We start from the raw sequence: 21,552 nt of genomic DNA, 5'->3' as shown, positions 1-21,552 counted from the left end.
TCAGTATTTGGCTGACGCGTTTTCGTGCGTCCTGGTGGCAGGATGATGTTTCCTTTCGGGTTGAAACATGCAGGGTCGCTGACTTTGTGTGGCAGACCGGTGATTCTTTGGATGGGTTCTAATGCAGGCCAGTGACTTTACGGTAGATGCCCTGGGCGGCGTGGTCCGGATTCGCCTGGATTTTTCCGATAACGAATTTGATGGGCACCGATTCAGCAAATTCAGGGATCCTTGGTGTGACGCCGCGCCCGACAGCCGAGCATCGGATACCGTCGTGGCGGAACTCCTCTGGCGATTCCCTGATGCCGAGGGCACCACGGGGTCCGTTGCCGAGTTGTCCACCTACGCTACGCTGGCGGCCATCGAGGCAAACCGGGGACGGTTGTTGATGTTGCATGCTGCGGGCGTCGCCGATGATGCCGGCAAAGTACTGGCCTTCATCGGCCCTTCCGGCAAGGGCAAGACCACGTTGGCACGCACTCTTGGTACTGACTATGGTTACGTCACTGACGAGACTGTTGGTATTGGGCCTGACGGTTCGGTCCATCCATACCGCAAACCGTTGTCCGTCATCCGGTCCGGTGAGGACTATAAGGAGCAATTGGCCCCTTCTGCCTTGGGACTTCGGGAACTCCCGGACGCTGCTTTGCAGTTGGGTGGCTTGATAGTGGTCGCCCGTGTTGAAGATTTTGTCGGTTCGCCGGAGGTTGCCACACTGGGGCTCTGCGAGGCGTTGGCTGCCATCGTCCCGGAAGCCAGCTACCTTGCGGACATGGACCAGCCGCTGCAAACAATTGCCCGGCACGTGGACCAGTGCGGGGCAATCCAGCAGGTGACGTACCGCGATGCGACGCAGATTCTGTCGCTCGTGCCGGAACTCATGTCGCGGACAGAACCGGAGGAGTGGCAAGCGGTTCTGCCTACTGAGGGAGCCGGTGTGCTGAGTACGGTGTCGCAAAGCTCGTTCATGCCCATGCCTGTTATTGATGCTGTTGAGGCCGGTGGCCAGACGGCAATCCTGGACACCAACCGCATGGTTCATGTGCTGGACGGCGTGGGGCCGGTGGTGTGGCGGACCCTCGGCCGCGGCCTGGATTATGAGTCGATTCTGCGTGAAGTTGAGCTTGAGTTTGGGGCGCCCCCGGAGCAGAGCCTCGACGCCGCCGTCGACGGAATTCTGGGTGCCTTCGCTGATGCGGGCCTGGTGCTCCGCATCCCGGTGCCACAGCCATGAGTCCTGAAACAACGCAGACAGCACGCCGCCGTCGACGATTTTTTCGCTCACCGTGGGCCCACGCTGTCCTTGCCCTCATCGTGGTGTCGTTGATCCAAGGATTCCTGCTGAAGGTTTATCAGGTGCCCTCGGGGTCCATGGAACAGACGCTCAATGTCGGTGACCGCGTTCTGGTGAACCGCACGGCCTACGCATTCACCGAACCCAAACGCGGAGACGTCACTGTTTTCCGTAAGCCAGCCACCTGGGGGCCGGGACCTGAGCATGGTTCGTTGCGTACCGCCGTCGGCTGGTTCGGGGAGGTGACGGGAATCGGCCCGAGCAACACGGAGTACGTAGTCAAGCGCCTGATCGGGGTACCGGGCGACACTGTGGAGTGTTGCGGCTCCGGCGGTCAACTCACTGTCAACGGCGAAGCAATCTCGGAACCTTACGTCTTCCAGGACCTTCCGTTTGATCCCGGGAACCGTGACTGCACGACGGCGGTCGCCTCGCCTCGATGCTTCGGGCCGATCCGGCTCGGCCAGGACCAGTACTTGCTCCTGGGCGACCACCGGTCCAATTCGGACGACTCGGTGGCAGCATGCCGGAGCGCTGCAGCGGAGACCGATTGCGTCAAGACCGCCGGACGCTCCGATCTGGTGGGAACCGTGGAGTGGTTCCTGTTTCCCTTCGAAAAGTGGGGCGGCAGCGAGAACCTGAGGGCTGCGATCGGGAGCACACAATGACCAGGGTCCGCAAGGATTCCCAGACCGTCGAACGGGGACAAACAGGTGGGTAATCTCAACCGCATGGTGGCGGGGTATGCGGCGCCCACCCTGGTCACCGGCCAACGGCGGATCCTGGGGTTTGAGAAGCCCGCGGACATCGAGGCCGGTGTCACTGCGGTTCTGTCGCCTGCGAGCTACGGCTCCTTCGGCGATGAGGGCATGATCCAGGGAAGCAGGGACAGCATTGTTGCCGCCTCCGGGAAAGCACAGCTGTTCACACCCGGCCCGGTTGAGCCTTGGACCGCGATGGGTGTCACGGGCGTGAGGTCCATCGATGGGATCATTGCCCTTGGCCGGATGCATATGGACGCACGCAAACTGAGGCGTCTCACGCGCGCGGAACGAATGGTTGTCCTGGGCGCGGACTCCATCGACGGAGCCTACGGCATTCGCTCGATTTCCCAGCGGGTCAGTCTCCTGAACGTCGCGGCAGCACAAGGCAGGCGCGCTGAGTTGGCCAACTTCAGCTTCCGCCGGAATCCCAGTTCCGACGCGCTCACTGCGTTGCGGCGCTTGGACAAGCGGGTGCGGCTGACTGCCCGGGACAAGAATTCGCAACGCCGCGCGACTGAAGCTCTGCAACGTGCGGTTGGCGTATTCCCGGATGTGGCCGCATACATGAAGCCTGGGCAAAGCGCGGTGATCGACTCCTTACGGGCCTGGGTGGCGGGACGCGACCGGCCCGTGGTTGTCCTGGTTCCGAATGCGCACTTGGCTGCTTTTGACGGCACCGGATACAAGGAAGTGGCACGCAGGTTCCAGGCCTACATGGTGGCATTGCTGGATGCCGGTTTTGCTGTGGTTGTTCTCCCGCACGATGTCCGTGAGAAACCCGGAGATATCGCGATGTCGGAACAACTCATGGTCGGTATGCCCCATGACGACGTGATGTTGGCCGTGCCACGGAACGCCCAGGAGGCAAAGGGCATGCTGTCCTTGGCCGACGTCGTGGTCACCGCGCGCATGCACGCTGGAGTGGCGGCACTCAGCCAGGGCGTTCCCTGCGTGGGGTTGGATTACGTGGACAAATTTGCCGGCCAGTTCCAGTGGTACGGCGCCGAGCAGTTTGTGGTGGCATGGGAAGACAACCCGAAACCCCATCTGGTTGCAAAACTGTCCCGGTTGGCCCTGTCCCAAGCGGGAAACGCCCACCCAAGCACCCCCGATTTCGTCAAGGCGCCACCACCATGGTTGCGCTAGACCAACCCGTCAGGCGCAGCCACCATGCATTGAATGCCGCAGGCTCACTGCTTGTGCCGTTGAGCTCGCTCCTGGTGGCGCCGCTGTTGACGCGTTCGCTGGGGCCGGCAGGACAAGGGGACTTTTCCACGAGCCAATCGATCATTGTGGTGGCCGCTTCCATCCTTGGGCTCGGCACGTCCGATTCCCTGGCTGTGTATGGGAACTACTGGTTGCGGAGGTTCCGTTTCGGCGCATGGATGGCCGTGGTGGTGGCAGCTTTCGTGCTCGCATCGGTGGCAGCGTTGGCGTTCGTCCAGGCAGGTTTCCTCCAGCCGGACCTCAGCTGGTCCCTTGGCTTCGGTGCCGTGGTCTTCGCCGCAGCGTTGGTCCAACGGGGGGAGGTCCTGAACCGCAACATGATCCTGGCGCTCTCCGTTGAAAAATGGATCACGGCGCTGTCGCGGCTTGTACTCACGGCAGGATTGTTCTTCACGGATCTGCTGAACCTGCAGACTGCAGTGCTGACCCTGGTGGTCCCGCAAGTGCTGGGATTCTTGTACCTGTGTGCTGCCTGCGTCAGGGTGCCAAGGGAAGTCAGCGTTGCCACGACCCGGGCCATGCGCCAAGTGACGTTGAGACCACTCAGAACGTTGAACTGGGCCGTGCTCGGTGGCCTGGGTGGCGTCCTTCTGGTCAATCTGGACCCCATAGTCCTCAGGCCACTGATTGGTGCTGAGCAACTTGGTTACTACGCAATCGGCATGCTGGTGGCCGAACTCTTCACCGTGGCTGCCAAGCCCTTCCGCGACGCTGCCATGGCTGGAGGCAGCGGCCTCCGGAAAGCGACCGAGTTCAGTGCTGTCATCCGATGGTGTGCCCTGGTGATGACCGCGGGAGTGATTGTCTGCGCAGGAAGCTTGTGGTTCCTCATTCCGTTGGTCTTTGGCGAGGAATTTCATGGTGCGGTCCTCCCCGCAGTGATTCTCGCCGTCGGGGGTTGGGCCAAAGGCATGGGCTTCCTGGTCAATGGAATTCTTGTGAAAACGGGCCACGCGCGCATACGTGCCTACGCGACGCTGACCGCGGTGCTCTTCAGCGTCGGCGGGATGATTGTTCTATCGCCGATGGGAGCAGTTGGAGCGGCAATTGCCGGCTCGGTTGCGTACGTGGTCATGCTGGCTCCCGGGGTAGTATTCCTGCGGGCACGCGGAAGAAAATCGGGCGGGGAATTCGGATGACTCAACAGGTGGATGTGGCCTCTGTTGCATTGCCGGTGGCAGTAGCGACCCCTCTCGCTTATGCCCTGGTGGATCGGATTGCGGCCGAGCACTCCGTGAGGGTTCTTGCCATAAAGGGTCCTTTGCTGGAGAAAATGGGCCTTCGAAGCCAGAAAATCTCCAGTGATGCGGACATTTTGGTGGAACCTTCCCGGATGTCCGAGTTCTGCACGATCCTTGCAAGCTATGGGTGGAAAGACCGGGACGTAAGGTTTGCGCCAAGCATCCTTGATCCACACTCACGGACATTGATCCACGAGGAGTGGCCGAGTGACATCGATGTGCACTCGTATTTCCCGGGCTTTTTTGGGAAAGCCGGGGAGGTATTTGATCTTCTGTGGGAAACGCGCACCCAGGGTGAATTGGCTAACGTTCCTGTCCTGACTGCCAGTCGTGTGGCCAACGGTGTGATTGCGTTATTGCACGTCCTGAGGAACTCGTCGACGGCCGAAGACGATGCCCAGTACGCCGAACTGATAGCGGGCCTCAAGCAGGACATGGATCCGGTGCAACTTCAATCGCTGGGCCGGCTGGCTGATGTTGGAAGAATTCGGCGGGTTTTGGAGAAAGAGCTTCGCGAGCTGGGCGTCGATGGGCCGTTCGACGACCTGACGGCGGGGGAGCTGGCCCGTTGGGAGATTAACCGGACCAGTGCCCAGGCCACTACTGGGGGGTGGCTTTACGCCATCAGGATGGCCGAATGGAGGTCCAAGATTCGGCTCTTCGTCAGGGCGGTATATCCCAGTAATGAGGAACTCCGTAAAGATCCTGGGATGGCTGAAGCGGATCGCTTCGGTTTGATTCGGTCGCGGGTGAAGAGGTTGGCACGGGGTATCCGGACGTTACCCTCCGCTTCTGCAAGTCTCTTCAAAATCCGAGGGGACTAAATGGACAAATGGTACAGGCCGTCGGGTATTGCTTTCGAACTCTGCGAGGAAGCCGTCTATGTCCTGGATCTCCGCGATTTGCAGGGAGATCTTCGCCCACGCGCGCTCCAAGGTCCTGCAGCCGCTATCTGGTTGACCCTGGGGACCGTCGATTCACCTTGCCCCGAACTGGATCTGGTGAAGAGCGTGGCGGAAGAATACGGAATGGAGCTGCATGAAATTGAAGGACCGGCTCTGGACTTCCTCCGTGATCTGGAGTCAGCCGGGCTTGCTGAACGGATGCACGCGTAGAAGGTTGGAATGCTTGCAATTCATAGCAGCTTCATAAGGTGACGCAGGGCCCGTTCCAGCACAGGACTTCATTCCTCATGAAGTAGAATTCATGAGGAATGAACAGTGGTTTCCGGTGGTATTGCTGCAGCGAAACCAGCTGTATTGTTTGACGTTTCATTGGGGGAAGAAATTATGGAACCGATGCCTCGGTACCGTCCTGCGTGCATACTCCATGAGTGTGATGTTCGCAGATGACCACATTGCTCGAAAATGGTGCAGTTGTTGGCCAGAAGAAGAATCCGGTTTTCGTCAGCTGGATTGATTTCCATGGACGTAGCGAGGGCATCGCCCGGCGGCTAGGCATTGAGGAATGGTCCGACGGCGGCGGGTCCGGCCCGTTGCCTCTGCGCTACCTTAGGCTCTGGGTTTCCACGTGGAAGTACCTGCGTCGATACAAGCCCACCGAAGTGATTGTCATGCAGCCTCCCGTCGTCGCGCTCTTGGCCGTGCGCTCCGCCGTCGGGAAGAACGTGCGCATTTGTGGCGACCTCCATACCGGCACTTTCTATGACCCCAAGTGGAAGTGGTCCACCAAACTGGTGGCCAAGCTCCTTGGCGCACCCAATCTGGCGATCGTCACCAACGATGCTCTGGCAGTCCAAGCCCAGGACCATGGAGCCGAAGCCTTGGTCCTGCACGATCTCATAGAGACCTACCCCGAAGTAGGTGAACTCGGTGAGTTCGAGGACCAAGGACTGGCCCAACTGCAGGATAAGAAGTACGTCCTGGTCCCCATCACGTACTCATACGATGAACCTCTTGAGGAACTGGCCGCAGCAACCCACTTGGCTGCCGGCGTCGTATGGGTCTTTACCGGCAGGGCGCCCGAATCGTTCTCTCAGGCATGCAACGCTGCCAATACCGTCTTTCCCGGTTTCGTCTCGAGGGAAGAATACCTTCGGCTTTTGGGGCATGCCAACGTCTTGCTTGCACCGACCACCGAAGAAGACACCATGCAGCGAGCCGGCTACGAAGCAATGTGCGCCGGCAAGGCCTTGGTCACTTCGGATACTGAAGTCCTCCGGGACTTCTTTGGCGAAGCGGCCTTGACTGTTCCACCGCGCGCTGAACTTTATGCTGACGCGGCCAATGACGCCGTCCGCAGGCAAAGCGAATTGGAGGGCTCGATCATTGAGCTCAGAACCCGGCGAGTACGTGAGCAGTCCGCGGCGCTGCAGAGATTGAGTGAATGGATCCACAACGACTTGGGGACGCGCGAATGAGCAACGGCAACGTGGTAACCCGGCGGGAACGCGTCTTCGACCTTCCCCTGGATCTGTTGACCATGGAGGAGTCCGTGGATCTGTGCCACCACCTTGTTGGCGAGCGTGGCCATTGGCGGGCTGATTTGAACGCGTCCATTGTGCTTGCCGCTTTGGAAGACACCAAACTGCGGCAGTATGTGGAAGCGAGTGCCATCAGCAACGCCGATGGACAATCCATTGTCTGGGCCAGCCGCATTCTTGGCGTTCCGGCACCTGAACGCGTTTCCGGAATCGACCTGTTCCTGGAGTTGATTCGGCATGCTCCGGAGCGTGGGGACCGGGTATACCTGTTGGGCGCGCGTGACGACGTGGTCCACGCTGTCGCCGAAGACTTCATCTCCAGAGGGGTCAACGTGGTTGGCTACCGTAACGGGTACTGGACTGCTGACGAAGAATCCGGAGTTGTGGAAGCCATTGCTTCCGCAAAGCCCGAGCTGCTCTTCCTGGCGCTTCCCAGCCCCCAAAAGGAGCATTTCGTCCTCCGCAACAAGGATCAGCTGGGGGTTGGCCTGGTGTTCGGGGTAGGTGGATCGTTCGATGTCATCTCAGGACGCTTGAAGAGAGCGCCGCTGTGGGTTCAAAAGCTGGGCTTGGAGTGGTGCTACAGATTCGCTCAGGAACCGCGTCGGCTATTGAAGCGATACCTCGTGGGCAACACCCGGTTTGTGTTGCTGACGTTGAAGACGCGCTTCGGTCGAAGCTAGGGAACCGCTGGATGTCAGCTTCCGGGTTCTCAATCCGGAGGCGAACGTCGCGCCGACCAGCAGCCACATGGGTACCGTTGCGTTCATGGAGCCGGCAGTCTCTGCGAGCATCGCAATGACCAGTGCTCCAATGGCCAAATAGGATTCCCACCGCCCGGGTTGCCGCAGCAGGAAAACGACAGCTGCACCCAGCGCTGCAACGTAAATGCCTACGGTCACCAAACCAGCGGCAGAAAACGCAATTCCCGAGAGGCTCTCGGAAGCCTCCTGAAGCCCGCCTGCCTTTCCTGCAAAGTTTCCAACGTAGCCGAATCCTCGACCGATCACTGATTCGAAGGCATGCTCAACGCCCACGGTAAGGCCATCTACATGGGAATCGGAATTGCCGAGGTCGGCGATGTTGTTGCCCGCCATGAGGGCGGGGATCCCCAGAATTGGCAGGGCTACCAGCGGGTGAAGCTTCCTTGCCAGAATCGGTCCGACAATGCCGATAAGCATAAGAAGAATCCCTGCTCGGCTGATGGTGGCGATGGTCGCGAGTCCAAATGCCAGGACCAGCAATAACCTCCAGCGGGACCGCACGGCATGAAACGCCAGGACAGCAGCTGCACCAGTCGCAATGCCTGTTGTAGGCGGATTCAGGAAGAGCCCGCCAGCTCGGACTGCAAGTTCGCCAGCCAAGTCAAAGGACATGTAGTAACCGGGCAAGCCGTTCGGGTACATGGCAGTTTTGCTGAGAAGGGCAAAAGGAGCGGGATCAACAAGCCGTATTCCCAGTACCTCAAGCCCGATGTAGGCGGCGTTGAGGAGACTGATACCCATCACTGCCACCAGGACCCATCGCCACTCGCGCCGGGTCATGACCAACCCACAGACGATTACCAACACAGGCATGCAGACTTGCCGGAACAGGAAGAAGGCGGAGTCGCTGGGAATAAGACTCTCATCCACAGTTCGCCAAAGAGCGATCAAGCAAGCCACGATCCAAACCACGGAGAGGAGGGCTGGAACGTTGAATCGATGAGCCAATCGAGTGAGGGCAACCATGAACATCAGCGAGATGCACAGATCGTCCATGAGGTTGAAGCCACCGAAGGATGAATAAGTAAGAAGGATGTTCTGAGCAAGTCCACTGATCAGCGCTCCCAGCGCCAACACCCCAATGAGCCAACCCGCTTGATCCGGGGTGAAGCTGAGTCCCCTGAACTCAGGGTTCCGCTTCTCATGCAACCGGTGTCCGGGCTTCAAGGTGTCCTTCTCATCATGTATTGCGAGCCTTACTTTGTGGTGGTCTGAACGCTAGTAAGCGCCGTCTCTGGCGAGCACTGCACGTAGCGTGCGGAACAGGATCATCAGGTCTTGGGCTGGCGACCAGTTTTCTACGTAGTAGAGGTCCAGCCGTATGGACTCTTCCCACGACAGGTCACTGCGGCCACTGACCTGCCACAAACCAGTGATACCCGGCTTTACCATCAGCCTGCGGTGCTCGTGCTGTTCGTAGACCGCCACTTCCGAGGGCAACGGAGGCCGGGGTCCTACCAAGCTCATGTCACCTTTCAGGACATTGAACAATTGTGGGAGTTCGTCAATAGAGTATCGGCGAATCCATTTTCCGATGCGGGTGACGCGAGGATCGTTCTTCATCTTGAACAGGACGTCGTTGCCTTCGCTGAGCTGCTTGAGCGCCTCCAGTCGTAGCTCCGCGTCGCTGCGCATGGACCGGAACTTGTACATGTGAAAAGCTTCGCCGGCTTTGCCGATGCGCTCCTGGAGGAAGAGCACTCGCCCGCGGCTATCGAGCTTGATCAGCAGTGCCACAACAGCCATCGGGAGCGATAGAAGCGCAAGAAGAACGGAGGAGGCAAGAATATCGAAGGTGCGCTTGGCTATGGCCTGCATCCCCTCCAGCTTTGGCGTGGTGACGTGCACAAGCGGCAACCCTGCGACGGGCTGAATATGAATCCTCGGACCTGACACATCGGTAAGTGCCGGTGCCATGATCATTCCAACGTCGCGGGCCGATAATGCCCATCCCAGATGACGCAGAAAGGTAGGGTCAGCACCACTGGAGATGGCCACCGTGTCAGCCTTTCGCTGCTCAATGGCATCGAGCACTTCCTCAACTGATGGGGATGTGCCCAGGACTGGCAGCCGCTTGTCAATGCTGCCGGAATCGGTGAGGAAGGCCGCCACGGGTTGGTAACCCGAAACAATATGCTGGTTCAGCCTCGTCCACAGGTGGTCCACGCTCTGGGCCGCACCTATCAGAAGGACGCGATGAAGATAAAGGCCATCGAGCCTGCCTTTGTGGAGAATCTGCCGCTGGAACCAGCGGCTTGCCAGCAGCAGGAGGATTCCCAGGGGGAGGGCAACCGAGACGTAACCACGTGCCGTCTGCAGCTGGAGAACGTAGGAGACGACGGCTAGTGCACCGAAGAGCCAGAGAGACGACGCCGCCACCCTTTTGTATTCTTCGGTTCCGGTACCGAGGACTTTCGCGTCTTTGGTTCCGCTGAACTCCAGTACTGTCAGCCAAACGACAACGAGCAGAACTGAAACAGCCGCGTAGGAGACTTCTGTTTCGGCAATGGACGCATCTTCGGCTCCGAAGCGGAGTATGTGCGCGCCGCCGACTGCAAGCACTACGCACAGCAAGTCCAGAATGCGCATCTGCATACCTTGAGCGCGCAGCCAGGTTGTGCTGCCCGTGGACCCGCTGGTAGTTGACGACGTTAGCGAAATGGCCATGCCGAGGACTACTTATGTCGCAGCAAAGCGCCGGCAGGCATGCGGCGGTTCTCCAGCACGGTTATCAGAGTCAGGACACAAATATTCACGATTCAGCCCCCATAGCTGCCCCCAACGCCCTATCAGGCGAACGTAAATTAATCGAACAAACCCAACTGAACGCAGTTGACTTGACGCTTCAAGCCCATCCTAAAGTGACTTTAGTTGCATCTCCAAAACTTGCCGAAGACTTGCGGAGTGCGATTATTCACAGTGCTTCAAGAACGTTCATTCCGCGCAAATATTGCTATTTTGCGCGCAATAGGAAGGCATCTGATGTAATCCATTCTGTGCAAATTTTAGTAAATTTTGCGCAAATCCTGATTGTTGACAGTGCAAAAAATGCGTTGATTCAGCGCTGTGTCGGGGTTCGGGCGGTGCCACCATGAACCCGCTTGGGTCAGGGCTCAAGAACCAGACGGTCTCCAGCCCGAAATGTTGCGCGCAATCAACGTAATTCGCGCTGTGGTCCGTCAAACTGGTCTCGGCACAATGCTTGGGGGATGCCGGTTCTGACTGTCGCCCGCCACCTTGGGCTGCATTGACTATCTCCGAAAGGCATCCATCATGGCACAACCACATCCAGACGACCACGCAGCTCAACCGGAAGGCGGCCAGCCTCCCGTCCCGCCGCAACCGCAGTTCCACGAACAGCCACAGCCGCCCCTGCCTCCGCAGGGCTATGCCCAGCAGCCCCAGCAGCCTTATGCACATCCCCAAGTTCCGCAGCAGCACTATGCCGCTCAACCGCCGGCACTCCAGCAACCGCAGTACTACGCGCAGCCTCGGCAACCGCAGTACTACGCGCAGCCCCAGCAACCGCAGTACGGTGCCCAGCCGCCGCTGCCCAACCCGGCGTATGGCTACCCGCAGCAGAAGTCGAAGATCGCTGCCGGCCTGCTGGGGATCTTCCTGGGCGGCCTCGGTATCCACCGCTTCTACTTGGGTTACACCACCATCGGTGTCATCCAGTTGGTTCTCACGATTGTGGTGGGCATCTTCACGTTCGGTCTGATCGGACTGTGGGGCCTCATCGAGGGCATCATGATCCTTGCCGGTGCTGAATATTTCCGAAGGGACGCCCAGGGCGTCCCCCTTCGCGACTGACCCCGGGAGAGATCTTGACCAACATCATTCACGACAAGCCAGAGCAATTGGAGCAGATCCGGGCGGGCTTACTTCAAGGCGAGATCGTCTATGCGGTGTACGACTGCATCGGCGTGGGTACTGGCTTCGTCGGTATCACCAACATGCGCGTCATCCTGCAAGATAAGAGCTTTGTTGGCAACAAACTGGCCATCGTCTCCGTGCCATACAAGAACATCCGCTCCGTCTCCATGCTGTCCAACAAATCGATGATGGGCCGGTTCGCCTCGACATCCAGCATCGGAATCGATACCGGCGGCAGCATCAAGGAAGCGGATTTCCGCGGTGACGACAAAGCCAGGCATGCCCACGACCTCATCCTGTGGAATGTGTTGACCACCAAGTAGTGGTGGCAGCGTCGGTGTCCCGCCCGATGGGGGATAAGGAGGGACACCGACGGCGAGCTGTTTACGCTTCCCGTCACCTTGCGCACGGCTTAAACTTTGAGGACACGCTTCGAACGCATTGTGCGGGTTGTGCGTGCTGGGAACGGAGATCGCCATGCTCCAGATGATCATGTGCAAATTGAACCTCCACCACGTCTGGCACGTGGAATCCGCGGAAGATGGCAGCGGCCGTTACAGGCGCTGCACACGGTGTGGCAAGTACGACCGAGACTGGGACGGCAGCGGTTTCATGCACTAGGACTGCCGCAGGTTCACCATCCAAAGGTGTTGGTAATGGCGCGGTCGGTCTTGTAATCGGTCTTGTCCGGATAGGCCCACCGGAGGATCTTGTACTCGCCGCCCCGGCGCACTGCTTCTATGGCAACGAATTCCTGGTTCCCGGCCCGGTTGAACTCCACCACTATGCCAAGCATTTTCTCTTCGCCGGGCACCATCTGGTAGATCTTGGGAACCCAGATAATAGGTTGCGGTTCGGCTTCCTGCTTTGCCGCCATTTCCGCTTCGCCTTGCTTGCATTCATCCACGGTTTGCGCGGCTGAACTGTCCAGGAGATCGCAAAATTTTCCGTCGTGACCCGCCAACGAGTAGGCAAACGTAATCCCAAGGTCACTTGCCTTGGCGTCATCATGTCCCCCGGCGCAACCGCTCAGGATGACGGTGGCCGCCGCAAGTGATGCCATGGCTATCAGGCATTTCCTCATGCTGGGGTTGCTCCCTATTTGTCGCTTCGCCTCATACCACCCTAGCCAGTTCTTTATTGAAGAGTTTCCACGTCGAAGGCTTGGCCCGCGTTGTAAGGGCCGTCCGTTCCGCGCCGGGGCACAGCATCTATATCCTTGATTGATGAGTGACATCGCGCCTTCTACCATTGCCCTCGAGGGACAATTCGCCGAAGGTTTCCCGGAGCTGGCTATCCCGTGGCGGGCGGAAGAAGCTCCTGAACCGCAGCTTTTGGCACTCAACCAGCCACTCGCCGTCGAACTTAATTTTGATCTTGACTTTCTTCGCAGCCCCGAGGGCATCCGGCTGCTGATCGGCAATGCCCTCCCGGCTGACGCAACCCCGGTGGCCCAGGCCTACGCGGGTCATCAGTTCGGCTGGTACTCACCGCGGCTTGGCGACGGGCGGGCGCTCCTGCTCGGCGAGATTGCCGTCGCTGATGGGAAGCTCCGCGACATCCACCTCAAGGGTTCGGGACGGACGCCCTTCGCGAGGAACGGCGACGGATTGGCAGCGGTTGGCCCCATGCTGAGGGAGTACATCGTCAGTGAGGCCATGCATGCGTTGAGAATTCCCACCACCAGAAGCCTTGCCGTGGTCGGGACGGGGAAACCGGTGCACCGTGAGAGGCTCCTGCCGGGCGCTGTCCTCACCCGGGTGGCCAGCAGCCACTTGCGGGTTGGCAGTTTTCAGTACGCCAGGGCCAGCAATGACCTGGACCTACTCCGCCGTCTTGCTGATCACGCGATAGAACGCCACCACCCGTCATCGGATCAGGAAGCCAACCGGTACCTTGGCCTCCTCAAAGGTGTCGTCTCCGTTCAAGCGACACTCGTAGCCCAGTGGATGCTGGTGGGATTCGTGCACGGAGTCATGAATACCGACAACATGACAGTGTCCGGCGAAACCATCGATTATGGTCCGTGCGCGTTCATGGAAGGCTTCGATCCCGGCGCGGTTTACAGCTCCATCGATGAACAAGGACGCTATGCGTACCGCAATCAGCCGCTCGTGGCCGAGTGGAACCTTGCCCGCTTCGCCGAATCTCTCGCACCCCTCATCCACGAGGACGAGGAGCAGGCGGTAGCGCTCGCGGTTGAGGCATTGAATGGTTTCCGGCAGCAGTACAGCGCCACCTGGTTTAGCGGCATGCAAGCCAAACTGGGGCTGCCGGAGGGAATTGACGACGGCGTGGCCTCACCTCTGGTGGACCACCTCCTTGAACTGGTCCAGGAAGCTGGAGCGGACTACACCTCGTTGTTCCGAAGCCTCGGCCAGGCAGCCCGCGGGGACGCGGAGCCCGTGCGTCGCCAGATCCTGGATCTGGCCGCATTCGATTCCTGGCTGGAACGTTGGCGGGCCCTGTCGCCGGACGCGGACGCCATGGACAGGGTCAACCCGATCTACATTCCACGCAACCACTTGGTGGAGGAGGCCCTGACTGCCGCGACGGAGGGGGACATGGGGCCCACGGATCAGCTGCTGACCGCCGTGTCTCAGCCCTACAACGAGCGGACTGGATTTGAAAAGTACGCCATGCCCGCGCCGGAGAGCTTCGGTCCCTACCGGACATTCTGCGGGACGTGAAAATGCTCAGCTCCAACGACTAACGCCCCGCGGAAACCAGCCCCGACTCATAAGCAAGGATCACCAGGTGAGCTCGATCCCGGGCATCCACTTTGGTCATGATCCGGTTGACGTGTGTCTTTGCTGTGTGCGGGGAGATTACCAGGTCCGCCGCGATCTCCTGATTAGTCAGCCCCCTGGCGACGAGGAGGAGCACCTCCCGCTCGCGCTCGGTGAGTCGAGCGAGCGTCTTGTCCTCCCACACGGTGGCGCGGGGAGCGGGCTGCTGTACGAAACGCTCAACGAGGGATCGCGTCGCAGCGGGTGACAACAGCGATTCACCCAGATGGATGGTTCGCACGGCACGGACGATGTCGTCGGGCTCCGCGCCTTTGCCGATGAAGCCGCTCGCGCCGGCACGGAGGGCGGCCACAATGTACTCGTCTTCCTCGAAGGTGGTGAGGACCAGAACTCGCGTCGTGCCGCCGGAACGACCCGCGCAGATTTGCTCTGTGGCTGCGATACCGTCGAGCTCGGGCATTCGGATATCCATGACGACGACGTCCGGGACCTCTCGCGCCGTGACGACCACAGCCTCGCGGCCGTTTGCTGCCTCGCCAACCACTCGGATGTCGCCGTTGTCGGACAGAATGTCCCGCACGGCTTGCCGCACCAACGGTTGATCGTCGACGACGAGAACCCGGATCATCTCCCCGCACCGTCTGCAGAGGGGATAGTGACGATGAGCCGAAACTCGCCGTCTCTGCGCAAAGTCCGGACGTTTCCACGCACGGCCGCCACCCTTTCGCGTAGTCCACGCAGTCCGTGCCCGCTGGCTGCGGCCAAGGAAGCTTCACGACCCACGGGATTGGTGACCGTCAGCAGTATGTCACCTGCGCTGGCGCGGATGTCGACGGCGGTTTGGTTGCCTGTGCCGTGTTTGTGCGCGTTGGTGAGGCCCTCCTGCAGGGCCAGATAGGCGGCGTGGTCGCTTGCTGAGGAGAGCGGGGCGATGCCCGGCTCCCTGTGCAATGTGACCTGCAGGCCGGCATCGGTGAAGCGGGAGAGTAGATGGTCAAGCCGACTCAGCCCGGCCTGTGGGTGGAGATCACGTTGTTCGTCCGCATTCTCGGTGCGCAGGAGCGCCATCAACATGCCGATGTCGGCCAGGACGGATCGGGACGCACTCCGGATGTTCGTCAGTGCCTCCTGCGCCCGTTCCGGCCGTGCCTGCAGCGAGGAGGAGGCCACCCCGGCGCTAAGGCTGATCACGGAGATTTGATGAGCAACCAGGTCGTGGAGATCCCGGGCGATCCGGACGCGTTCCTCAGCCACCCGCCGTCGTGCTTCCTCTTCCTTGCCGCGCTCGGCTCGTTCGGCGCGTTCGGTCACGGCGGCGATGTACTCGCGGCGCGATCTTGTGGCGTCCCCCATGGCACCGGCCACGACGATGAAGGAGACGAACTGAAGTGCCCGGGAGTCGAAGAGATCGCCGTGAAGTGGGACAGAACTGACAACGAACACCACCAGTGCTGCCAGACCCACATAGATGATTGCCACCAGCCGTCGTGTCCGGGCTGCCACTGAAAACGCCGCCACTGTGACAGCGATCAGCGTTCCGGGTGCGAGTACTCCGGCGAAGGCGATGCCAACGGTGCAGGCGAGACTTACCCCGAGCGTAGCGACGGGCCAGCGGCGGCGAATTGGGATCACCGCAACGGGCAGGAGTGCCACAACGAGCAACAGTCCACGGGCTTGGAAAACTTCGTCGGGATAGGGAAGGACGCCAAAGAGCACCACAAGGGCGACGGCGATGACATCACCCAGCGGTGCGGTGATTCCTGGGGGGCGGAGTGACGGCACCCGCCCAGTATTGCGTTGCCACCACCCGGACTGCTTCATCGTGAGGACGATATCCACGTACCGCGAAAGTAGTACGCAAGTGAACCCCTGGGGGTGACGCGGGCGCCGCTGTTGAAAGCGAGGCTGGATGGAGGGCACATGGTGTGCCCTGGAGAGGCATGGTTGAAGAGGTCAGTTAAGAAATTGCTCGTGGCGGCTACCGCGGTAGGGGCCGTGCTCGCTGTGGGCTTGGCTACCACCACGGTGATCAATGTGGTGGCGAGCGAATCCGAGAGTCAGCGGATCGAATCCTACGGCCAGAGGGTGGACGTCGAAGGCCGCAAGATGAATGTCTTCGTGAGCGGGGCCGGGGAGAACCTCGTACTCTTGCCGGGCTTTGGCACGTCTTCTCCTGTCCTCGATTTCGCGCCGCTGGTACGGGACCTTGCCACCGATCATCGCGTGATCGTGGTGGAACCGTTCGGTTACGGCCTCAGCGACGGCACTGATCAGGAGCGGACCACTGAGAACATCGTGCAGGAGGTCCATGGGGCGCTTGAGGCACTCGATATTGACCGGTACGTCCTGATGGGCCACTCCATCGCCGGCATTTACGGCATCGAATATGCCACCCGCTACCCGGAGGAGGTGACGCGATTTGTTGGCATCGACACCAGTGTCCCCGGGCAGCCGGGGATGGACACCCAGTTCCCCACGGGGCTGTTCTCCGCGGCGAAGAACCTCGGCATCATGCGCCTGTTCACCGCTGCCGCCTATGCCAAGGACAACTCCGAGTACTCCGACCATGCGCGGGAGCAGATGGAGTTGCTCACCAACCGGAACTCCCTCAACCCCACCTATCTCAACGAGATGGCGCACATTCCCCAGAACTTCGAGCGCTCCCTCGGCACGGGTTTCCCGGCGGACCTGCCGCTGCTCCTGTTCGTCGTGTCAGACAACGCGAAGAACCCGGAGTGGGTGGGCCTGCACCAGAAGCAGGCATCGAGCGTTACCGACGGAACCGTGGTGCCCCTGCCCGGCGAGCACTACCTTCATCACACGCACTCCGCGGAGATTGCTGACAAGTTCCGGGAGTGGGAGACGGGGCGGAGCTGATCCCGCTAATGGCGGCTTAACGTAGGTGTCCCGCCTGATGGGGGATCAGGCGGGACACAACAACCTTAACGCCGAAAGCTGGTAATTGACCGGGTGTCTTTGTTGGCCCTCGTGGGAGCGGAGGGCTGAGCGTACGCTGGCCCCATGAAGTCCGAGGTCAGGACCGTATCTCTCGCCACCGGAATCACTGTGCCGTGTTTTGTTCAAGGTCACCTTGAGGAAATGGTCGACGACGGCGGCACGCCTTTGCTCTTGCTGCACGCCTGGAGTGAGTCCTGGCGGAGTTTCGAGCGGCTGATTGCCTCACTTCCGGACGTGGTTGTTGTGGCGCCGGATCTGCGTGGGCACGGTGGGGCGGACAAGCCTTTAGATGGGTACTCGTTGGTTGAGGTGGCTCAGGATGTGGCTGCACTCATTGAAGCCCTGGGGATTTCCCGAGTTCACGTGCTGGGTTCGTCCAGCGGGGGATACGTGGCGCAGCAGTTGGCAGTGTTGCGTCCGGAGCTTGTGGAATCTCTGATCATGGTGGGCTCGCCGCTCAGCCTGCACGGGAAGCCTCCGTTTGCCGACGACGTGGAGTCGCTGACTGATCCGGTTTCCGAGGACTGGGTTCGCAACTCCTTGTCTTGGTACAGGCTGCTGCACACCGTGCCCGCTTGGTACATCGATGACCGGGTGCGGGATGGCCTGGCTATGCCGGCGTCCGTTTGGAAATCATCGCTGCGGGGATACTACGAGGCTGTCCCGCCGACGGAAGCAGGCACCATTTCAGCTCCTACGTTGATCCTCTGGGGCGTCCACGACCACCTGGTTCCGCGGCACCATCAGGAGACGCTTGCCGGACGAATTCCTGGGTCCAGGCTCAAGGTGCATGAGGAGACGGGACACCTGGTGCTGTGGGAGTGCCCGGAGCGCGTGGCGGGGGATGTGCGGGGGTTCCTCTACACCTAGATAGCGGGAGGCCGAAGGGCCAAAACGAGAACCCCTGCACACGGCGAGGCCGAATGCAGGGGTTACTGGTTAGCTCTTGAGGTACCGGGTTTGTTGCTAGTTGCCTTTCTCAAGAGCATGAGCAGTGACGTAGGCTCCCAGCTGGTCCTTCGAAAGGGCTGTTGCAATCTCGTTGATGGCTGTTGTGTCCGGCACAACGATCGACTGTCCGTCCGCGGACGTTCCGGTGCCGAGCGTGGGCAGCGTGAACATCACGGTGTCGTTCGCTCGAAGGTCCTTCATCCCCAGTGCGAGGCTACCGATGGCTGCAGCATCGAAGCCTTTGTCGACACTGATGAACGGTGACACTGCGCTCACCATGCTGTTGACCGTTACCGGGTTGGTCAGCGTCTCGCGGGCGATCGTCTTGCTGATGATTGCCTTCATGTAGGCCTGCTGGTTTCGCACGCGCTGGTAGTCGCCGTCGCTGAACGAATAACGCTCACGGACAAAGGCCAATGCTTCGTCACCGTTGAGGGTCTGCTTCCCGGCTTCGTAATAGTGACCCTTCATGGGACCCTTTGCTGGCGAGAATGGAATCTTGATATCGACTTCCACACCGCCCAAGGCATCTGTGAGGCCCTTGAAGCCTTCGAAGTCCACCATGGCTACGTGGTCAATGCGCTGCTGGAAGAGAGACTCCACTGTCTGGACCATGAGCGGAACACCACCCTGAGCCAGGGCCGAGTTAATCTTCGACTGTCCCTTTCCGGGGATGTCGACCCAAAGGTCCCGCATGAGGGAAACAGCGTAGACATTCTTACGGTCCGCCGGGATATGCACCAGCATCAGAGTGTCAGCCCGCTGGTCGGTGGACGATTGGGTGTCGACGTCGAGTTCAGCAGATCCGCGGGTGTCGCTGCCCATCACAAGGATGTTCATCGCCGCAGTACCGTTGACGGGCTCTGTCTTCTGCGGTCGCGTGGACTCTTCCGGGAAAGCGGTCTCAATCTTGGTGGTACCCGAGTTGAACGTCTGTGCAAGGTTGAAGATGTAAGCGCCGCCGATGAGGCCAGCTACGAGCACCGCGGCGGCGAAGCCAAGGAGCACGTTCCGTGCGGTTTTCTTGCCGCTCTTTTGACGTCGGGGTCGGGACTCCTCAGAGGGAGTTTCGGTTTCGGTCGGGAGCGTCATGTGTTCCTTGGTGTCGGCGTCAGCAGTGATGATTCTATCAAGCGGCAAAAGTAGCCCGCACAGCGACCTATCAGACTCAGCCTCAGGACGACGTGATTAGGGGAGCTGGGAACGAAATTCTGTCGCCTTCTTACCCCAACCATTGGTTAGTTCTACTGTGTAGTCCTTTGAGGCATTCCTGGTAGTGACGCCAACGTTGACGGAGACCTTTTCCAGCCTGGGATTCATGCCTTTCTGTATTCCGTAGGTCGAATCCGGAGTGTTGGCTTTTACAGATTTCTCGAGCTGTTGTCCTTTTTGGTTCGTCCACTTCACGGTGACCTTACTTCCCTCCAAGTTGAAGCCAACCACCTCGACTTGCCCAGTGGAGGGTTTAAAGGTCGTGTCGGTGACGATGGGGGTGGAGGCACCCGACTCGACCTGTTCCCGCAAGGTAGTGCCGGTCCCTTTGCAGGTGAAGTACGAGTCCCACATGAAGGAAACAATCTTCTTGGCTGTGGCTACCTGTTGAAGTTGACGGTCCAGGCGTGCCTTGGTTGTTTGTCCGCGACGGCTGTCACCGCACGTGTTTGCATTGGTTACGGGTGCCATCCCTTCAACATTGGCCCACAGCACGGCTCCGGTGCCGGAAATACCTGTGGCAGCGGCGGAGAAGTAATCCTTGTTTGGCGCAATGTACTTTGCTCCCCAAGGACCTTGTCCAACAATGGTTGCCGCGAAAGGATCTACTGCCGAGTTGGCTTCGCTTTCACTGAACGCTGCACCCTTGCCAGTACCCATGCCATCTTGGATGGCAATGTTCAGCCCCAGGCCGCCCGAAGTTTGCGCAATCCTGCGGATCCCGGTTTTGACCTTATCTAGACTGATGCCTGCGTTGGCGGTGCGGGAATCAATGTACGGACTGACTATCGCTTCGCGGGTAGGAAGGATACGACGAATGGCACGGTTTTGATTGGTGTAAAGATCGAGTATTGGATCGAACACAGAGCTGTCTGTTAAAGGCATCTCCGTGTGGTGGTAGAAGCCAGCCAGGCCCGGTATGTCATTTGCATCCGCCTGATAGGCGAGAAACCGCTCAGTGAAGACAGCCAGCGTTGCTTGATATGAGAGATCTGGAAGATAGGCGAGCTCATTGCCTCTCACCGGTGCGGGCAAGCCGGCGTAGAACTTCATGCCAAGATCGGTGGCTGCGTTTGCCAGGGAGTGAGAGGGGTCGACTGCAGATGAGCTGCCGCCTCCGGCCACCACGACGTCATATTTTCCGTCGGAGGAGGTGCATCCTTGACCAGAATTTGGCAGAACCAGAACTGAGTATGTTTGGCCGTTGTTATTGACTGTGCGGTCATTCGGGCATTTGAGAGCTGAATCGCCCCAATTGCTACCGTCCAAGAATGTGAAATAGCGGTCCACGCTGAGTGAGCCGGAGGCGACTCTCGCGCAGGGCTTCCCGTCAATGAGGCAGTCACCGGGCATTGACGCCAGTGTGGCTGGCTGAAGTGATGTCCCGAAGGTGATAACGGTATCGCCGCCAAGTGCTTTGATATCCGCAAGCTTTTTCTGGTTGGTGGTGTCGCGGGAACTGGCCATGATGAAGTAACCGCTGATCGGGTAGGTTGGCTCGGGTGATTTCTGGCCGGGGACTTTCCCGGCCACAAGCCCGGATGAGTCAGCCTCTTTGACATCTCTTTCGATTCCTGCGACGAAGCTGACTCCGCCCAACATCAAAAACACTGCAGACATCGCCGTAACTACGGTGACGAGGCGAAACGAGCTCCCAGGAAAACGGTGCAACAGGGACCCGTCGGGAGGCGTTTCACTCTTGGGCAACTTCCGGAGCGGCATGACTTCCTAGGGATCGGCTTGGCAGCTATGACTCTAGCAAGGACGTTGTGCCCACTTTGGGAGTGGCTGTGGGGCGGCTTTCGGACAGCGGTGTCAGAGCCCGCACGGAAAGGTACTTCTAATCCATACGATAAACTAAACCGGGTCGCCCTCCGACGGTGGACGTCCGCGCGCCGCCAAGTCTCAGGCGGTTGTGTTCGACAGAGCTCTGAGAGAGCTCTGAAATAGATACAACGGGGGGAAAGTTGGGCACCGGAATCAAACGTGTTCAAGCCGCACTTGTGGTCTTGATGCTGGCCATTCTCGGGTTCCTTGGAATCCAGCCTGCCATCGCCACCGAAACAGAACCA

General features: G+C 59.7%; 21 protein-coding genes. 14 read left to right on the top strand and 7 right to left on the bottom strand.

Going from position 1 to position 21,552, the window contains the following annotated elements; all coding sequences use genetic code 11:
* Positions 1–121: 121 nt before the first annotated feature.
* The 8 genes from FQP90_RS12145 (at position 122) to FQP90_RS12110 (ending at position 7,652) form a co-directional block, all read left to right on the top strand.
* Positions 122–1,234, top strand: a complete 1,113-nt coding sequence (locus FQP90_RS12145) for a hypothetical protein (RefSeq protein ID WP_144650617.1) — start codon at positions 122–124, stop codon at positions 1,232–1,234.
* Positions 1,231–1,962, top strand: coding sequence for a signal peptidase I (gene lepB, locus FQP90_RS12140; protein WP_144650614.1), 732 nt, complete (start codon positions 1,231–1,233; stop codon positions 1,960–1,962). The genes FQP90_RS12145 and lepB overlap by 4 nt, the downstream gene beginning before the upstream one ends.
* 45 nt (positions 1,963–2,007) lie before the next feature.
* Positions 2,008–3,204: a polysaccharide pyruvyl transferase family protein gene (locus FQP90_RS12135; protein WP_144650611.1), complete on the top strand. Its 1,197-nt coding sequence runs from the start codon at positions 2,008–2,010 to the stop codon at positions 3,202–3,204.
* Positions 3,192–4,424 (top strand): lipopolysaccharide biosynthesis protein, encoded by a 1,233-nt coding sequence (locus FQP90_RS12130; protein WP_167510472.1) that lies wholly within the window; start codon positions 3,192–3,194, stop codon positions 4,422–4,424. Before FQP90_RS12135 ends, FQP90_RS12130 begins: the two co-directional genes overlap by 13 nt.
* A gap of 68 nt (positions 4,425–4,492) precedes the next feature.
* Positions 4,493–5,350, top strand: a complete 858-nt coding sequence (locus FQP90_RS12125; protein ID WP_167510471.1) for a nucleotidyltransferase family protein — start codon at positions 4,493–4,495, stop codon at positions 5,348–5,350.
* On the top strand, positions 5,351–5,641 hold the full coding sequence (locus FQP90_RS12120; protein ID WP_144650602.1) for a PqqD family protein: 291 nt from the start codon (positions 5,351–5,353) through the stop codon (positions 5,639–5,641).
* A 233-nt stretch (positions 5,642–5,874) separates the two neighbouring features.
* Complete coding sequence (locus FQP90_RS12115; protein ID WP_144650599.1) at positions 5,875–6,906, top strand: glycosyltransferase; 1,032 nt, start codon at positions 5,875–5,877, stop codon at positions 6,904–6,906.
* Positions 6,903–7,652: a WecB/TagA/CpsF family glycosyltransferase gene (locus FQP90_RS12110; protein ID WP_167510470.1), complete on the top strand. Its 750-nt coding sequence runs from the start codon at positions 6,903–6,905 to the stop codon at positions 7,650–7,652. The genes FQP90_RS12115 and FQP90_RS12110 overlap by 4 nt, the downstream gene beginning before the upstream one ends.
* Here the strand turns inward: FQP90_RS12110 and FQP90_RS12105 are convergent.
* Together FQP90_RS12105 and FQP90_RS12100 are read right to left on the bottom strand one after the other, a co-directional pair.
* Positions 7,578–8,900, bottom strand: coding sequence for a hypothetical protein (locus FQP90_RS12105; protein WP_144650593.1), 1,323 nt, complete (start codon positions 8,898–8,900; stop codon positions 7,578–7,580). The two genes, FQP90_RS12110 and FQP90_RS12105, sit on opposite strands and share 75 nt — an antisense overlap.
* 51 nt (positions 8,901–8,951) lie before the next feature.
* On the bottom strand, positions 8,952–10,400 hold the full coding sequence (locus FQP90_RS12100) for a sugar transferase (protein ID WP_244296740.1): 1,449 nt from the start codon (positions 10,398–10,400) through the stop codon (positions 8,952–8,954).
* 14 nt (positions 10,401–10,414) lie between these two features.
* Between FQP90_RS12100 and FQP90_RS12095 the strand changes: the two genes are divergently transcribed.
* The 3 genes from FQP90_RS12095 to FQP90_RS12085 all read left to right on the top strand — a co-directional run bounded on the left by FQP90_RS12095 (position 10,415) and on the right by FQP90_RS12085 (position 11,932).
* Positions 10,415–10,828, top strand: coding sequence for a hypothetical protein (locus tag FQP90_RS12095; RefSeq protein ID WP_144650590.1), 414 nt, complete (start codon positions 10,415–10,417; stop codon positions 10,826–10,828).
* Between the two features lie 178 nt (positions 10,829–11,006).
* A complete protein-coding gene (locus FQP90_RS23770; RefSeq protein WP_167510469.1) occupies positions 11,007–11,546 on the top strand; it encodes a TM2 domain-containing protein in 540 nt (179 codons plus the stop codon).
* A 14-nt stretch (positions 11,547–11,560) separates the two neighbouring features.
* A complete protein-coding gene (locus FQP90_RS12085; protein WP_144650587.1) occupies positions 11,561–11,932 on the top strand; it encodes a PH domain-containing protein in 372 nt (123 codons plus the stop codon).
* A gap of 311 nt (positions 11,933–12,243) precedes the next feature.
* Here the strand turns inward: FQP90_RS12085 and FQP90_RS12080 are convergent, their stop codons facing one another.
* On the bottom strand, positions 12,244–12,693 hold the full coding sequence (locus FQP90_RS12080; RefSeq protein ID WP_144650584.1) for a hypothetical protein: 450 nt from the start codon (positions 12,691–12,693) through the stop codon (positions 12,244–12,246).
* Between the two features lie 142 nt (positions 12,694–12,835).
* Between FQP90_RS12080 and FQP90_RS12075 the strand changes: the two genes are divergently transcribed.
* Complete coding sequence (locus tag FQP90_RS12075) at positions 12,836–14,299, top strand: protein adenylyltransferase SelO (protein ID WP_144650581.1); 1,464 nt, start codon at positions 12,836–12,838, stop codon at positions 14,297–14,299.
* A gap of 19 nt (positions 14,300–14,318) precedes the next feature.
* On the opposite strand, the gene FQP90_RS12070 is transcribed toward FQP90_RS12075, so the two are convergent.
* Positions 14,319–14,987 (bottom strand): response regulator transcription factor, encoded by a 669-nt coding sequence (locus FQP90_RS12070; protein WP_144650578.1) that lies wholly within the window; start codon positions 14,985–14,987, stop codon positions 14,319–14,321.
* The gene (locus FQP90_RS12065; protein WP_244296738.1) at positions 14,984–16,141 is read right to left on the bottom strand and encodes a sensor histidine kinase; all 1,158 of its coding nucleotides are present in this window, start codon (positions 16,139–16,141) and stop codon (positions 14,984–14,986) included. Before FQP90_RS12065 ends, FQP90_RS12070 begins: the two co-directional genes overlap by 4 nt.
* 189 nt (positions 16,142–16,330) lie before the next feature.
* On the opposite strand from FQP90_RS12065, the gene FQP90_RS12060 reads away from it, so the two are divergent.
* Positions 16,331–17,236: an alpha/beta hydrolase gene (locus FQP90_RS12060; RefSeq protein ID WP_244296736.1), complete on the top strand. Its 906-nt coding sequence runs from the start codon at positions 16,331–16,333 to the stop codon at positions 17,234–17,236.
* 144 nt (positions 17,237–17,380) lie between these two features.
* Positions 17,381–18,187: an alpha/beta fold hydrolase gene (locus FQP90_RS12055; protein ID WP_144650569.1), complete on the top strand. Its 807-nt coding sequence runs from the start codon at positions 17,381–17,383 to the stop codon at positions 18,185–18,187.
* A 96-nt stretch (positions 18,188–18,283) separates the two neighbouring features.
* Here the strand turns inward: FQP90_RS12055 and FQP90_RS12050 are convergent, their stop codons facing one another.
* Together FQP90_RS12050 and FQP90_RS12045 are read right to left on the bottom strand one after the other, a co-directional pair.
* On the bottom strand, positions 18,284–19,360 hold the full coding sequence (locus FQP90_RS12050) for an LCP family protein (RefSeq protein ID WP_144650567.1): 1,077 nt from the start codon (positions 19,358–19,360) through the stop codon (positions 18,284–18,286).
* Between the two features lie 96 nt (positions 19,361–19,456).
* On the bottom strand, positions 19,457–21,100 hold the full coding sequence (locus tag FQP90_RS12045) for a hypothetical protein (RefSeq protein WP_144650564.1): 1,644 nt from the start codon (positions 21,098–21,100) through the stop codon (positions 19,457–19,459).
* Positions 21,101–21,552 lie beyond the last annotated feature (452 nt).

The organism is Paenarthrobacter nitroguajacolicus, from assembly GCF_007786235.1.
Lineage (GTDB): Bacteria > Actinomycetota > Actinomycetes > Actinomycetales > Micrococcaceae > Arthrobacter > Arthrobacter nitroguajacolicus_A.
This window is presented reverse-complemented; position numbering and strand designations above follow the sequence as displayed.